17 protein-coding genes are annotated in these 13048 nt (G+C 61.0%); 13 read left to right on the top strand and 4 right to left on the bottom strand.

All coding sequences use genetic code 11. The annotated features are described in order from the left end of the window. Both O2807_04405 and O2807_04410 read left to right on the top strand, forming a co-directional pair. The coding region (locus tag O2807_04405; GenBank protein MDA0999746.1) for an ABC transporter permease at positions 1-263 on the top strand (263 nt) is incomplete at its 5' end. Positions 264-269: 6 nt separating this feature from the next. Further along, complete coding sequence (locus O2807_04410; protein MDA0999747.1) at positions 270-917, top strand: energy-coupling factor ABC transporter ATP-binding protein; 648 nt, start codon at positions 270-272, stop codon at positions 915-917. On the opposite strand, the gene O2807_04415 is transcribed toward O2807_04410, so the two are convergent. Next, entirely contained in the window at positions 890-1633 is a 744-nt protein-coding gene (locus tag O2807_04415) for a PIG-L family deacetylase (GenBank protein MDA0999748.1), read from the bottom strand. The genes O2807_04410 and O2807_04415 overlap by 28 nt on opposite strands. Positions 1634-1882: 249 nt before the next feature. Between O2807_04415 and dnaN the strand changes: the two genes are divergently transcribed. From dnaN to O2807_04430, 3 genes are all read left to right on the top strand, one after another. Then, a complete protein-coding gene (dnaN, locus tag O2807_04420) occupies positions 1883-2983 on the top strand; it encodes a DNA polymerase III subunit beta (GenBank protein MDA0999749.1) in 1101 nt (366 codons plus the stop codon). A 199-nt stretch (positions 2984-3182) separates the two neighbouring features. Continuing rightward, entirely contained in the window at positions 3183-3830 is a 648-nt protein-coding gene (locus O2807_04425) for an XRE family transcriptional regulator (protein MDA0999750.1), read from the top strand. 82 nt (positions 3831-3912) lie between these two features. Beyond that, positions 3913-5163, top strand: coding sequence for an MFS transporter (locus O2807_04430; protein MDA0999751.1), 1251 nt, complete (start codon positions 3913-3915; stop codon positions 5161-5163). Here O2807_04430 and O2807_04435 read toward each other — a convergent pair. Beyond that, a complete protein-coding gene (locus tag O2807_04435; protein MDA0999752.1) occupies positions 5160-5744 on the bottom strand; it encodes a cytidylate kinase-like family protein in 585 nt (194 codons plus the stop codon). The genes O2807_04430 and O2807_04435 overlap by 4 nt on opposite strands. Before the next feature lie 251 nt (positions 5745-5995). Between O2807_04435 and O2807_04440 the strand changes: the two genes are divergently transcribed. After that, positions 5996-6562, top strand: coding sequence for a hypothetical protein (locus O2807_04440; GenBank protein MDA0999753.1), 567 nt, complete (start codon positions 5996-5998; stop codon positions 6560-6562). 7 nt (positions 6563-6569) lie between these two features. Here O2807_04440 and O2807_04445 read toward each other — a convergent pair whose 3' ends face one another. Continuing rightward, entirely contained in the window at positions 6570-7454 is an 885-nt protein-coding gene (locus O2807_04445; protein MDA0999754.1) for an MBL fold metallo-hydrolase, read from the bottom strand. Between the two features lie 145 nt (positions 7455-7599). Here O2807_04445 and O2807_04450 point away from each other — a divergent pair, with 145 nt between their 5' ends. The 7 genes from O2807_04450 (at position 7600) to O2807_04480 (ending at position 12084) form a co-directional block, all read left to right on the top strand. Then, positions 7600-8046 (top strand): 6-carboxytetrahydropterin synthase, encoded by a 447-nt coding sequence (locus tag O2807_04450; protein MDA0999755.1) that lies wholly within the window; start codon positions 7600-7602, stop codon positions 8044-8046. Beyond that, positions 8047-8799 carry an SDR family NAD(P)-dependent oxidoreductase gene (locus O2807_04455; GenBank protein MDA0999756.1) on the top strand — a complete coding sequence of 251 codons (753 nt, stop codon included), beginning with the start codon at positions 8047-8049 and terminating at the stop codon, positions 8797-8799. Between the two features lie 98 nt (positions 8800-8897). Next, entirely contained in the window at positions 8898-9698 is an 801-nt protein-coding gene (locus tag O2807_04460; protein MDA0999757.1) for a motility protein A, read from the top strand. Between the two features lie 3 nt (positions 9699-9701). Beyond that, positions 9702-10382 (top strand): flagellar motor protein MotB, encoded by a 681-nt coding sequence (locus O2807_04465; protein ID MDA0999758.1) that lies wholly within the window; start codon positions 9702-9704, stop codon positions 10380-10382. 37 nt (positions 10383-10419) lie between these two features. Further along, positions 10420-11052 (top strand): PilZ domain-containing protein, encoded by a 633-nt coding sequence (locus O2807_04470; protein MDA0999759.1) that lies wholly within the window; start codon positions 10420-10422, stop codon positions 11050-11052. A gap of 11 nt (positions 11053-11063) precedes the next feature. Continuing rightward, on the top strand, positions 11064-11693 hold the full coding sequence (locus tag O2807_04475; protein ID MDA0999760.1) for a PilZ domain-containing protein: 630 nt from the start codon (positions 11064-11066) through the stop codon (positions 11691-11693). A gap of 91 nt (positions 11694-11784) precedes the next feature. Continuing rightward, positions 11785-12084, top strand: a complete 300-nt coding sequence (locus tag O2807_04480; GenBank protein ID MDA0999761.1) for a 2Fe-2S iron-sulfur cluster-binding protein — start codon at positions 11785-11787, stop codon at positions 12082-12084. A 6-nt stretch (positions 12085-12090) separates the two neighbouring features. Here O2807_04480 and O2807_04485 read toward each other — a convergent pair. Next, positions 12091-13048, bottom strand: a 958-nt coding sequence (locus O2807_04485) for an NFACT RNA binding domain-containing protein (GenBank protein MDA0999762.1), incomplete at its 5' end; no start/stop codon positions are given.

Below are 13048 nucleotides of genomic sequence, written 5' to 3' on the forward strand. Positions count from 1 at the left end.
GGCGGGCAGCCTGGACAGTCATCCGGGAGGCGCGGTTCGGCCTGGTGGCCGCGGTGCTGGCCGGGTTCGGACGGGTGGTTTCGGAGGTGGGCATCGCCATGATGCTCGGCGGCAATATCGCGGGCTACACGCGCACCCTGACGACGGCCATCGCGCTGGAGAGCATGAAGGGGGATTTCGGCTACGGGATCGCGCTGGGGCTGGTCCTTCTGGTTATCGTTTTCTCGACGAATCTCGCTTTTCGCTTTCTCCAGAGGTTCTAGGCGGCGGTGTTTACTTTTTCCCAGGTCCGGGTGAACTACAACGAAATTGCCGCGCTCGATGTCGCGTCCCTGGAAATTCCATCCGGCGGGTTGAGCGTGGTGGCGGGGCCGAACGGCTCGGGCAAGACGACGCTCTTGCGCGTGATGGCCGGCCTGCAGCCGCTCAGCGGAGGAGAAGTGCGCTATGGCGGGGAGCGCGTCTTGCTGGGAAGAGGCGGGCTCTCGCACCGCAGGCGGGTGACTTATCTCTCGCAGGATCCGGTTCTCTTCCGCGGCAAGGTGTTTGCCAACGTGACCTACGGCCCGCTCGCGCAAGGGGTGGAGAGCGCGGAAGCCGAGGCCAAGGCCCGGGAGGCGATCGCGCGCACCGGATGTTCCCATCTGGCGGATCGGCGGGTGAACGAGCTCTCCGGCGGAGAGAAAAAGCGCGTGGCGCTGGCCCGCGCGCTGGCGACCGGCGCCGAGGCGCTGCTGCTCGATGAGCCGGAAGTCTCGCTCGATGCGGAACAGACCTTGCGCCTTCGTGAAACGATCGAGATGCTTGTGGGTACGGGCAAGATGATCGTCATGAGCACTCACCATCTCGATTGGGCCGGTCCGGTGGCGAGCCGCTGCTACCGGCTCTCCTACGGGAAAGTGCTGCCGGGGGAGTGATACAAGCCCCCGAACAGATCGGCTTCCAGGGGGCCGCCTTTCCATTCCGGGTAAAGACGGATGTAGTAGTCCACCCCTCCCATGCCGGCCGGAGTGAGGCGGGCGTAGTCCGTGTGTCTTCTCTGGCTTTTGTGGCAATCCTCGGCGGCGGTGCGCACGGCGGCATGGGCGCGGGCGTCGATGACGGTGGTGAAGTCGTTCCGGAAGATGAGGTCGGGCCGCTGGAGCGCTTCTTTCCGGTGGGCGGGGGTGGTGCGCCAGTAAAGACGGGGCAGTCCGTTTTCGCCGGCCTTTTTTTTGTACTCGAAAAAGGCCTGTGTGGTCCAGCGGCTGATGGCCACGTGGTCCGTGTGGCCGGTGATGCCGTCCTCGCCGAAGGTGACGATCACCGAGGGGCGGAAGCGGCCGATGGCTTCCCGGACCATCCGAATGCCGGTTTCATCCGGAATGTCCGCGAGGCCGCCGTCGGGAAGATTCCACAGCGCGAGTCCGGCGATGCCCAGCACCCGGCAGGCGGCGCGGAGCTCGGCCTCCCGCACGGGCCCGAGGCGGTCCGCGGGGCACCGGCCGTTCGTCTCGCCAGCCTCGCCCCGGGTGGCGGTGAGGAGGTCTATCCGGGTGCCCCTTGCGGCGTAGTGGGCGATCGTCGCCGGGTTCCCGAAGGATTCATCGTCTGGATGTGCATATATGTGGAGGATTTGAAGGGGCCGCGGCATGCGGGCGCTCCAGCGAAAGTGTTTCGGCAAAGTGAAACGTCAACATTTCTCGTGGGTTAGCCTCGGGTCCGTCTTTCCGCTTCCAGGGCCGGCTCCCCGGATCTCGCGGCGGCCCACTTGCCCCCGAAGGTCCTTTGGTTTATAGGGAGAAGTGCCCGAAAATCTCAACCGCCGCAACTCACGCAGGGACTGTGTGGCGCGTGAGTTGTCTTCAAATCCGGAGTTTTTCGGTTACCTCGGGAGGCCGACGTGGAGATAGTCATTCAGCGGGATGTGCTCCACCGGGCGCTGCAAAGCGTCCAGGGAGTGGTGGAGTCGCGAAGCAGCGCGATGCCGATTCTGCAGAACGCCCTCATTTCCACAGAAGGGAAGAAGAATATCCTCGTTCAGGGGACGAACCTGGACATCGGGTTGCGCGGTGTTTTCGAGGCCGAAGTCCGCAAGGGCGGCTCGATCACGCTGAACGCGCGGAAGCTTTTCGATATCGTCCGCGAGCTTCCCGATGCCGAGGTGCACATCACGGAGCAGGAAGGGCAATGGGTCCGCCTGGAGTGCGCGCGGGCGAATTTCCGGTTTCCGGGTCTTCCTTCCTCGGAGTTTCCCAGCATCCCCGAGGCGGACGAGGACAAGTCCCAGTCGCTCTCCTCGGAAGTGTTCTTGGAGATGATCCGCAAGACGATGTTCGCGATTTCCACCGACGAGACCCGGTACACCTACAACGGCGTATACATGGAGACGGAGGGGAAGAATCTCCGTCTGGTCGCCACCGACGGCCACAGGCTTGCCTTGATCGAAAGAGAGTGCCCGGGCGTTGTCCTGAAGGAGGGCGTAATCGTCCACAAGAAGGCGCTGGGGGAGTTGGTGAAGCTCCTGGCGGAGGTGGAGGGAGATGTTCAGATCGCCCTGAAGGGAAGCCACGTGATTTTCCGCATGGGGGACTTGGAGCTTTCCGCCCGCCTCATAGACGGCCAGTTCCCGAACTACAAACAGGTGATTCCCGAGGGAAACGAGAGCCGGATCCAGGTGGATCGGGAGCAGCTGGTTCACGCTCTTCGCCGCGTGTCGCTTCTCTCCAGCGAAACCCGGATGGTGAAGTTTGTTTTTGGGGAAGGCCAACTTGTATTGACGACGAACGGTTCGGAATCCGGCGAGGCCCAGGAAGTGCTCGAGTCGGATTACTCGGGAAAAGAGCTGGTGATCGGTTTTAATTCCCGTTACTGTCTGGAAGCGCTGAACATTTTAGAGGACTCTCACATATTCTTTGAACTGAAGGATTCCCTGAGTCCTGGTATTATTATCCCTTCCGAGCTGAAGAATTATACCTATGTGCTCATGCCGATGCGCGTGTAATCCTGAACCAAAGATATAGACAATTGCATTCGCCAGTGATATGTTTTGCCCGCCTTGACCGATTGGTAGCAAGGTAACAGGGAAACTTCGGATTGTAGTATTCCCTCTCGGGGCTTTTTGGAAATGAGTTCCCGCGCCTGTTGTTCAGGGCGGGGTGTTAAGTCCTGTCAATTTTTCGATGTGAGGTAACGCAAAAATCATGGTAAGGAAACGTGCATCAACGGATTTAAAGACCCCGGACAACGCGAAGAAAAATGTAAAAACAAGGAAAAAAGATCAAAATAGCCTGGTCTATGAGGTTCGGATCGGCGAGAAGGTCAGGCAGCTGAGAAAGAGCAAGGGTTTGTCGATCCAGAAACTGGCAGACTTGTCGGGGGTATCTCCCGCGGGCGTTTACAAAATAGAAACCAATGGGATGGTGCCGACGGTGACGACACTGGTGAAGCTGGCCAGGGCGCTGGAACGTCGCGTGACCTATTTCATGGAAGAGGACACCGATCTTCCCGAAGTGAGCGTCATCCGGAAGAAGGAGCGGACGATGCTGGCGAGCGGTCAGGAGGGGAAAACAGAGGTTCTGACCGAAAAACTCCGCCGGGGAACCTTCGAGGGACTCTACCGGACGCTCGAATCCGGCGCCCGGACCCGGAACGTGACGGCCCATGCCGGGGAAGAGCATCTGGTCTATTGCCTCAAGGGCGAACTCTCCATTTTTCGCGGCGAGGAAACTTTTCGCCTGAAAGAGGGCGACGCGCTGCATTGCCAATCGAACGGGCATCTGCATTTCGAGAACAAGGGAAAGTCGGCCGCCCAATTTCTCCTGGTGCACGCGCCGCTTTCCTCGAACTGATTCGAGGTTGCCGAGAAGCCGGTCTTTTCCCGTTCATGGGCGCGGCGCCCGTCCTTTCGATTGACGTGAGGGACAACCGGGAATGAAGGGCTGGTTTTCTCCGCAGCTTCCGGAAAGCGACCCCCGGTATTACGGATGGCTGGTGGTGGGAACCACTTTTTTCACTTTGGCCATCGGCGGCTCCATCGTCGGCACTTTTCCAGTTTTTTACGTCGCCTTTCTCGATGAGTTCGGATGGTCGCGGGCGGATACGGCGCTTGCGTTCTCCGCCTCGATGGTGACGTTCGCCCTTTCCGCCGGGGCGATTGGCGCCCTCATTGACCGATGGGGGCCGCGCCGGGTGATACCCGCCGGCATCGGGGTGCTTGCGGCGGGCCTCGCCCTCATGTCCACCCTTTCGAATCTTCCCGCCCTGTATGTGTATTACGGCCTCGTCGTGGCGCTGGGCGTCACGCTGATCGGCTTCATCCCCACGAGCGCCGTCGTGCACAGCTGGTTCCTGCGCCGCCGCAGCACGGCCCTCGGCCTGGCCCTCTCGGGAAGAAGTTTCGGGAATTTTGTCATGATTCCCCTGGCGGCCTACCTGATCGGATGGGTCGGCTGGCGCAGCGCGTACCTGCTTTTGGGGGCGGGCATTTTCATCCTCCTTTTTCCCCTGAATTTCGCCTTTCACCGGCCGGTGCCGGCGGTCACCAAAAAGGCTGCATCCCAGAGCGGCGAGGAGGACTGGACGCTGCTGCGGGCGCTCTCCAACAGTACGTTCTGGCTGCTTTTTCTGGCGGGTATTTTTGCGGGAGTCTCCTTCAGCATCGTCGGCGTCCACCAGGTGGCGCACATGGTGGATGTGGGCATCTCCCGGATCGCGGCGGCCTCTTTTCTGGGCGGCATGGCGGTACTGCGGGCGATGGGCGGCATCGGCGGCGGCTGGCTGGCTGATCGCACCGGCAGAAGCAGTGCCTATGTGTTGAGTACCCTTTTCGGGATGCTGGGCATTTTGTGCCTGATGTGGCTCACGGCGGGGCGATTGTATCTGGCCTATTTTTTTATTTTTTTCTACGGCCTGGGCGCGGGCGCGCGGGCGACTGTTTTCGTTTCGCTGAAGGCGGATGCATTTCCGGGCAGAAGCTTCGGAAAGATCCTGGGCTTCAGCCAGATGGGCTCCGGGCTGGCCTCGGGCGTCGGGCCCTGGCTGGCCGGCTACCTTTTCGATGTCCAAGGGAACTATCAGAGCGCGTTCTGGCTCACGCTGGCCATGAATGTGTTCACGGTCATCGCAGTCCTGATGGGCATCCGCCCGGCGCGAAAACCCCAGGCATCCCGGATCCGCGCCTAGGCGGGGCGCTGCTCCGGCAGGCCCATGGCTTTCTGGAAAGCGTCGATCAAAAGCGCGACCGCCGCTTCGTGAGAGAGTTGATCGAGATTGATGACCAGGTGGTAGTGCATGGGGTCGGCGAAGTTCGCCGAGAAAAAGTATTGCGAGAAAAGGCTTTGATCCCGATCGGCCTGATGAACGCTTTCCTCGGCCCCGGAGCGCGACATGCCGGAAGAGTCCATCAGATAGCGGACGCGCGAATTGGTCGTCCCGATAATCCGCACGTGAAAGGTGTCTTTCCGGTCCTTATGGAGGGTCTGGCCGCCCCAGCCGCCGAAGACGACATCGCCGGCGTCCGCCTCTTCCCGCATCGTTTCGCGGATTTTCTCCATGAGTTTTTCGCGGTCGATTTTGAACAGGCGTTCGAAAAATGTCGGGGCTCTTCCTTCAAAGCGGTCCAGATCGACATCCAGGCCCTTTTCCCGGATTTTCTGGGTCAACTCTTCGCGGAAGATAAACCTGTATCCGAGGCGATCGGCTACTTCGCGGGCAATCTTCATGCCGCCCGTCCCGTATTCGCGGGAAACCGTAATGACGGCCATGGGGGAACTCCTTTGTGGGAGGTCGCAATCCCGGTTGCCAGAATGTTTTGCGCTGCGTACGTATTGAGCCTTATTTTCGTCCGCTTGCCAAGCCACCGTCCGGGAGGAGGAGGGGGGCCGCCGGCGGGCGTATGGCGGAAATTCCTTGCCCCGCATGGCTGGAAGGGGAGGGGGCGGACGTTTAAGATGCGCACTTGGGGGCCGCACGGGCCCCGGAAAGCGATTCGCTCCGGCCGGTGAGGGGAGAGGAAATGGGCGTATCACCCGAGGAGTTGTTGGCCCGCCTGGGGATCCGGACGGAATTTTACGCCGCAGATGACGCGGTCATCTTCGGGGCGGTGAACGACAAGGAGCGGGCGATCGCTTTTGCCGTCGATCGGCGAAGCGGGAATTTCCGCTGGCGGGTGGAGAACATCTCCGGCTGGGTCATGGCGCCTCCCATCGTGTGGGGCGGGCTGTGCATTCTGGGAACGAGCGTGGCGGACATGACCCGGCGGGAGGGCGGGGGCAAATTCGCGGCGGTATCCTGGCGGCGCGGCGGCGTGCTCTACGCGTTCGAGGCCCTGAAGGGAGCGGTCCGCTTTTGGGACGAGCGGACCGGCGTTGTCCGGGAGACGCCGCGGGTGGAAGGGGATATCCTCATTGTCGAGGGGGAGATTCGCCTCGGCGGTTTCGAAAACGAAGCGCCCTGGTCCGCCTCGGCCGAGGTCGAGAGCCGCTTCTCGCTGCCGGAAGGGCGGCTGAGGGCCCGCCGCATCCGCGGAGAGGCGCCGCCGGGGTATTTCGAGGGAGAGCCCCCTCCCGGGGCGTGGCGCTAGCGCCGGGCTATTGTTTTCCCTGAAGTTTGCGAAGCTCCCGGGACATCCGCAGAGCGCTTTCCTTGACAATGGGCGCGCGGAACCACTTCTGGTACTCGTCCATCCGCACCTGGGCCGCCGCCTTGACGGGGCTCCCTTCCTTGCGCAGCGCCGCCTGGCAGCGGCTTCGCAGTTTGGTCAGATAGCCCAGCGTCTCGTCCACGATGCCGCTTCCCTTCGGTGGGAGCGGGCCGTGCCCGGGAACGATGTGGCGGGCGGGAATCTTCTTGAGAACGCGCAGGGCTTCGATCCAGTTGGTGAAATTTCCCAGCCGCGCCACCGGATGCGTCCTGTACGTCAGGATATCTCCCGCGAATAAAACTTTTTCATCGGGCATCCAGACGATGGAATCCCCGAGGGTGTGGCAATGATCGATGTAGATCAGCTGAAACGTTCTGCCGCCGTAGCGGATGGTGATCATCTCCTCGAATGAAACGTGGGGCGGGGAGATGTCGAGTTTTCCGACCAGATGATCCACGCGCGGCCCGCGGCCGACCATCTGCTTGACCCAGATGCCGGCATCGCGCTCGCGCTCCATCTCGCTCCGGATCAGCTCGCAGCCGAACGAGATGGCGCCGCGGCCGTGATAATAGGCGTTGTCCGAGGTGTGATCGAAATTGTGGTGCGTGTTGAGGACCAGTCCGATGTTTTTGCGGGTGATGCGGCGCATGCCCGCCAGAAACGGTTTCCGCGCCCGGATGTCGTTGTCGATGATGACGGGCTTGTCGTTGGTGAGCACCAGGCCGAAGTTCGTCCCCCCGTTTCCGCCGATGTAGGCATGGATTCCGTCGGTTACCTTTAGAAAACCCTGCGTTTTTGCCGGAGCGGGAAAGCTCTGCGGACGTTTCGGCATGGCCATCTCCTTGCGGAAAAATGAACGAAGCGAGTATCTTATTTAAAGGAAAACTACCAAATCGGAACGAATCGCTCAATCCTCCCGCCCGGCCTTGGCATGGCCATCACCGTGACCGCGGCCGAGGGGAAAGCGGAAAGGGGGAATGCCGATTTCTATCGCCGAGATTACCCGCCGAGGAGAGTTCAGCGCCGCACACCGGCTGTACAGCCATGATTTTTCCGATGAAACGAACCATGCGCTCTACGGCAAGTGCGCCAATCCGCATTACCACGGACACAACTACCTCGTGGAAGTCACTTTGCGCGGACCGGTGGATGTGCAGACCGGGATGGCTTTCAGTCTGTCCGAACTCAAGGAAATCATGCGCAGAAAAATCATCGATCCGCTCGATCACAAAAACTTGAACGAAGATGCCGCTTTCTACATGAAGGGCAGAATTCCCACGGCGGAGAATATTGCCGTGTCCATTTGGGAAAATATGACCGAGGACATTCCGCCGCCGCTTCTTTTCCGGATCCGCTTGTACGAGAACGAGAGAAATTTCGTGGATTATTATGGAGAAGACATCGAATTTTTCGAGGAAGCCTAGATGGGCGCCGGCGAAAGAAGAGGGCTTGAGGGAAGGCGGATCGTCCTGACGGGCGCCACCGGCGGCATCGGAAGGGCCACCGCCCTGCATCTGGCCAGTGGGGGGGCGCGTGTTCTGGCCATCGCCCGCGGCGGGGAGGCGCTCGCTTCCTTGTCCCATGAGGCGAAGCCGCTGGCGGGAGAGATTTTTCCCCATCCCTGCGATCTCACCTCCGAGAGCGCGGTGGGTGCGGTGGCCGCTGCCGCCGGAGAGCGGCTCGGGGGCGTGGACGCGCTGGTGAACAACGCCGGAATGGCCGGGTTTGAGGCGCTGGAGAATCTCACTCCCGAGGCATTCGAAGCGACTTTGTCGGTGTGCCTGAAAGCACCCTATCTGCTCATCCGGGGGCTACGGCCGCAGCTGGAATCGAGCCGGGGGGATGTTATCAACATCTCCTCGATCGGGGCGGTGATCGGGTTTCCCGGAGGGGCCGCCTATTGCGCTGCCAAGGCCGGTCTGGAGGGCATGACCCGGGCGCTTGTCGAGGAACTCCGCCCGGCGGGTGTTCGCCTGACCATCCTTCGGCCCGGGGCCACAGCCACCGGGCTCTGGCGGGACATACCCGGACGATTTGACCTGGAGAAAATGGTGCCCCCCGTCATGGTGGCCCAGGCGGTGGAGTACCTTCTCCGCCAATCCCCCCGGGCCTGGACCGAATTGATGACGATTTACCCCCCGGAAGGCAAGGTGGAGCCTGCTTCAACCGAGGATTGAGGAATCTGCCATTTATCCGCATAATGGTTAGGATGGAAAAGGATGGCTCAGAGCCATATTTTTTTGGTTTTGCCCTAGCCCTGGAGGGGTGATCCGCCGTGTCTACTGTTATCGGAATTGTTGTCGGCGGGAGCCTTCTTTTTTATGCCATCCTCACCTCCGGGGGGATCGCAATTTTCTATGATCCCCCTTCGATAATGATTGTCGGCGGGGGGACGCTCGCCGCGGCCCTCATCAGTTTTCCGCTCCCGCGGGTGATCGGCGTTTTTAAGGTCTTGAAAACCGCGTTCGGACGGGAAATCGCGGATCCGAGCGCGTACATATCCGCGATCGTCCGTTTGGCGCACAAGGCTCGGAAAGAGTCCATCCTGAGTCTTCAGGAGGACGCCGGCCGCGTCAAAAACCGCTTTATGCGGCTGGGACTGCAGCTGATCATCGACGGTCAGCCGCCGGAACTGGTTCGGGCGGTGCTGGAGACCGAACTCGAGGGACTTCATGCCCGGCATGAGGAGGGCGCCTACATCTTCAAAACGATGGGGCGTTTCTCGCCGGCCTTCGGATTGATCGGGACCCTGATCGGTCTCATCTCCATGCTCCGGAGCCTCTCGGGCGGAACCGAAAATCTCGGGCCCGGGATGGCGGTTGCCCTTATCACCACGTTTTATGGCGCGCTGGGGGCCAACCTATTTTTTCTTCCCGTTGCGGAAAAGCTGACGAGCCGATCGGAAACGGAAGTTCTCCAGATTCGGATCATCATCGAGGGGGTTCTCATGATCCAGGAGGGGAACAACCCGCGTCTCCTGGAGCAGCGCCTGAACGCGCACCTCCAGCCCGAACAGCGCATCCAGCACTTCGAGCGGATGCTCCGGCGGGAAAAACAGCAACAGACGGAAAGCTAAACGATGGCAAATGCAAGACCCAAAAGAGACGAGGGCGGCGGCGACGAGTGGCTCATGACCTTCGGGGACATGATGGCCCTCCTGTTGACCTTTTTCGTTCTGCTGATGGGGATATCGAGCCCCGATCCTGGCAAGTACAGCAAGGCGGTCAAGTCTATCCAGGAAGCGTTGGGCGCCTCTCTCTCCTCGAAAGAAAAACTCATGGTGGCCGAGAAGGAGTCGGAAGCCTCCTTTAATAACCTGGGAAGCCAGGTGTCGCAGGTCATCAAGGACGGAAACCTGCAAGATGTGGTCAAGGTGGAGGTGAACGAAAAAGGGGTGGTTCTCAACATCGTGGGCGGGGCGCTTTTCCGTGCCGGCTCGGCGACGCTGGAGAAAGGCATCCAGCCCCTTCTTCTGGATGTGGTCCAGACCATCCGGAAGCTGCCCTACCGGGTTATCGTGGAGGGCCACACGGACGACGTTCCCCCCAAGGGCGGGCCCTATCCCTCCAACTGGGAGCTCTCGGCCGCCCGCGCGGCCTCGGTCGTCCGTTTCATGATCAGCGAAGGCGGTGTGGCGGCGGATCGGTTTTCGGCGGTGGGCTATGCCGAATTCCGGCCCCTGTATGCCCTGACAAAAGAAAATCGGGCAAGGAACCGGAGAGTGGAGCTCATCATCTCCCGCGAGGGTGTCAGCCGGTGATGGATTTTTGAAACGCATTTCATGAAACGAGGTGAAAATGCCCGCGGATAAATTTGAGGATAGTTTCGACGACAGTTTTAGTTTTCCGGGAAAGGGTGACAAGGACCGCGCCCACATCCGATCCGCCGAAGCTTTCTCGGTTTATTTCATGCCCGTGTCGAAAGAAGAGTTCAAGGAATTCGGCCCGCTCTATTCCTCCCAACCGACGAACATGCGGCAGGAAGAGGGCCTTCCGGTGCCTTCGTCCAGAGAGGCGAAACTGACCAGCGCCGGCGCGCCGGATTCCGCCCTCTTGAGGATTCTCGAGCGCATCGAGGACAAGCTGGATCGTCTCCTCGTGGGAGGGGGCCTCGCGGAGGATCGCTCGAAGGGCCCTGCGTTTGAGATCGGAAGCTGCATTGACCTGTCGGCGTCCGGAGTGCGATTTTCCACCCGGTGGCCGCTCTCCAAGGGCTGGTACGTGAAAGTTATAATCACCACTCCCGAGGCACCGCCCACTACGGTGGTGGCCCTTGCGCGGGTCGTGCGCGTGGACAAGGAAGAAGAAGATTCCACCTATGATACGGCGTGCAACTTTGAGGCAATCCACGAGGAAGATCGGGAACGGCTCATCGCCTATATCTTCAAGCGGCAGAGGGAGATAGCGCGCCTTCGCCGTGGCGACGGCTGAGAGGGGCAAACATGGCGGAAGAAGAATTTGAAGTCCTAGGCAAGGACAGCGGACAGAACCGGGGCTTTGCGCGGACGGAAGAGCGTTTTCCGGTGGAATTCGAGATGATCACCGAACAGGAACTCCCCGCGTTCAAGAAGCTCTATGAATCGAAGCGGACCGTGGATCGCGAACAGCTCTCCGGGATGGGCGGAGAGGAAACGGATCAGTTTCTCGCGCTGGGCGCCAGCCAGTCCCAGATCCTGCTGTTCCAGAAAATCATGGGCGCCATCCGGCAGCTGGAGGAAAAACTGGACAACGTTCTCTCCGCGGTTTCCGGCAAGAAGGCCGAACAGTCCAAGAAGAGCAAGGGCATGTGCGTCGATCTTTCCGCCGGTGGAATGCGGATGATCGCCGCACAGAAGTTCTCCAAGGGCGATCTCGTCAGCGTACTGATGACGCTTCCTCCCCAGCATCCGGCGGTGGTGGGCGCCATCGGCAAGGTGGTCAAACTGGGAGAGGTACAGCTTTCCTCCGGCCGGCGGGCCACGGAAGTGGCGCTTCATTTTGAAGCCATCCACGAGATGGACCGCGAAGATGTCGTCGCTTATAACTTCAAGCGCCAGCGGGAAGAGGCGCACAAAGCGCAGCAATCGTCGTAATCACATCCGGCGCACCAATCTCCTGCTCTCTAAGAGTTTTCCGCTGGGAATCTTTTTCCCCGGCGGTCTTGTGCGCGAAAGGGAAAGTTGCATGGCGAAAATCCGAATCGAAAGCCTGGATCTTTCATACAACGCGGAAAAGGGGGAATCGATTCTCGATGCCAATCTGGAGCAGGATGTCGATCATCCGCACGACTGCGGGGGAAACTGCGCGTGCTCCACGTGCAAGATCATCGTCGTTTCCGGGGGGGAGCATCTCTCGCCCCAGGATGAGGATGAATTCGACACGCTCGATGCCTACGGATGGGAGCCGGGCGACTACCGGCTGGCCTGCCAATGCCTGATCCAGGAGGATGGCGAAATCGTCATCCGTCTGCCGGAGCCCGAATAGGCGATTCTATCCCTCCCCTCGGGAGGCGGATTCCTCCAGGGTCTCACGGTCCGCCGGGGAGGCGATGAGAGTCCGCTGGCCGGTGTAGGTCACGAAGCCCGGCGGGGCGCCCCGGGGCCGGCGAAGGCGCCGGAAGGGCACGCAGTCCACGGAGACCTTTCCACTCTCTCTTCCCCGGCTGAAGCGGGCCGCGAGCCGGGCCGCCATCTCAAGGGCCGCATCCGGGGGTTGGGCGCCCTCTCCGCCCTCCGGGCCCCGAAGAAGAACGTGGCTCCCGGGCATTCCTTTCGCATGAAGCCACAGATCTCCCGCCCGGCCGATTTTACGGACAAGCACATCGTTGCCCGCGGCGTTTTTTCCCACGAAAATCCGCCACCCCGCGGGAGCGGAAAATTGCCGGAAGGGAGATATTGCGGCGGCCGCCTCCTTTTTTCTCCGGGGGCGCTTCTTTTTGTCCCGTTGCCGGCTGCCCAGCCCGGATTTATCGAAAGTGTCCTTCAGGAAGATAATTTCTTGCACCGATGCAGCCTCGTCCGCGTCAAAGAGAAGGTTCTCCAGGAAATCCAGGAAGCGGCCGTTCTCGGTCTGGCGCCCCGCGGCGATTTTCCGCAGGCGCTTGAGTTTCTTGTAGCGCCGGAAATACTTTTGGGCGTTCTCGGAGGGCGAATAGCGCGGATCGAGCGCGATCTCCCGCCGCCCTTCGGCGAAAAACGAGGAGGCATGGGGGTCTATCTCCTGAATGTGGCGAAGGATACACTCGCCCATCTCGCGCGCCTCCTCGTCCTTCCCGCTCTCGCGGATGTCCTCCTCGAGCCGCCCCCGCAATTTTTCCGCCCGGCCGAGCGCGCGGGCGATATCCTGGCGCAGCACGCCTCTGGCGTCCCGGATCGCGCGGCGCGGGCCGATGTTCTGATAGTAGGCCGCCGCCGCTTCGTTGAAGGATGAAGCACGGCGGGCGGCCCCC

The organism is bacterium, assembly GCA_027622355.1.
GTDB lineage: Bacteria > UBA8248 > UBA8248 > UBA8248 > UBA8248 > JAQBZT01.

Coding starts and splice junctions, on each gene's coding strand:
- O2807_04470 (MDA0999759.1), top strand. CDS start 10,420: ATGCCCGCGGATAAATTTGAGGATAGTTTCGACGACAGTTTTAGTTTT.
- O2807_04440 (MDA0999753.1), top strand. CDS start 5,996: ATGGGCGTATCACCCGAGGAGTTGTTGGCCCGCCTGGGGATCCGGACG.
- O2807_04480 (MDA0999761.1), top strand. CDS start 11,785: ATGGCGAAAATCCGAATCGAAAGCCTGGATCTTTCATACAACGCGGAA.
- O2807_04465 (MDA0999758.1), top strand. CDS start 9,702: ATGGCAAATGCAAGACCCAAAAGAGACGAGGGCGGCGGCGACGAGTGG.
- O2807_04430 (MDA0999751.1), top strand. CDS start 3,913: ATGAAGGGCTGGTTTTCTCCGCAGCTTCCGGAAAGCGACCCCCGGTAT.
- O2807_04415 (MDA0999748.1), bottom strand. CDS start 1,633: ATGCCGCGGCCCCTTCAAATCCTCCACATATATGCACATCCAGACGAT.
- O2807_04455 (MDA0999756.1), top strand. CDS start 8,047: ATGGGCGCCGGCGAAAGAAGAGGGCTTGAGGGAAGGCGGATCGTCCTG.
- O2807_04425 (MDA0999750.1), top strand. CDS start 3,183: ATGGTAAGGAAACGTGCATCAACGGATTTAAAGACCCCGGACAACGCG.
- O2807_04445 (MDA0999754.1), bottom strand. CDS start 7,454: ATGCCGAAACGTCCGCAGAGCTTTCCCGCTCCGGCAAAAACGCAGGGT.
- O2807_04435 (MDA0999752.1), bottom strand. CDS start 5,744: ATGGCCGTCATTACGGTTTCCCGCGAATACGGGACGGGCGGCATGAAG.
- O2807_04450 (MDA0999755.1), top strand. CDS start 7,600: ATGCCGATTTCTATCGCCGAGATTACCCGCCGAGGAGAGTTCAGCGCC.
- O2807_04475 (MDA0999760.1), top strand. CDS start 11,064: ATGGCGGAAGAAGAATTTGAAGTCCTAGGCAAGGACAGCGGACAGAAC.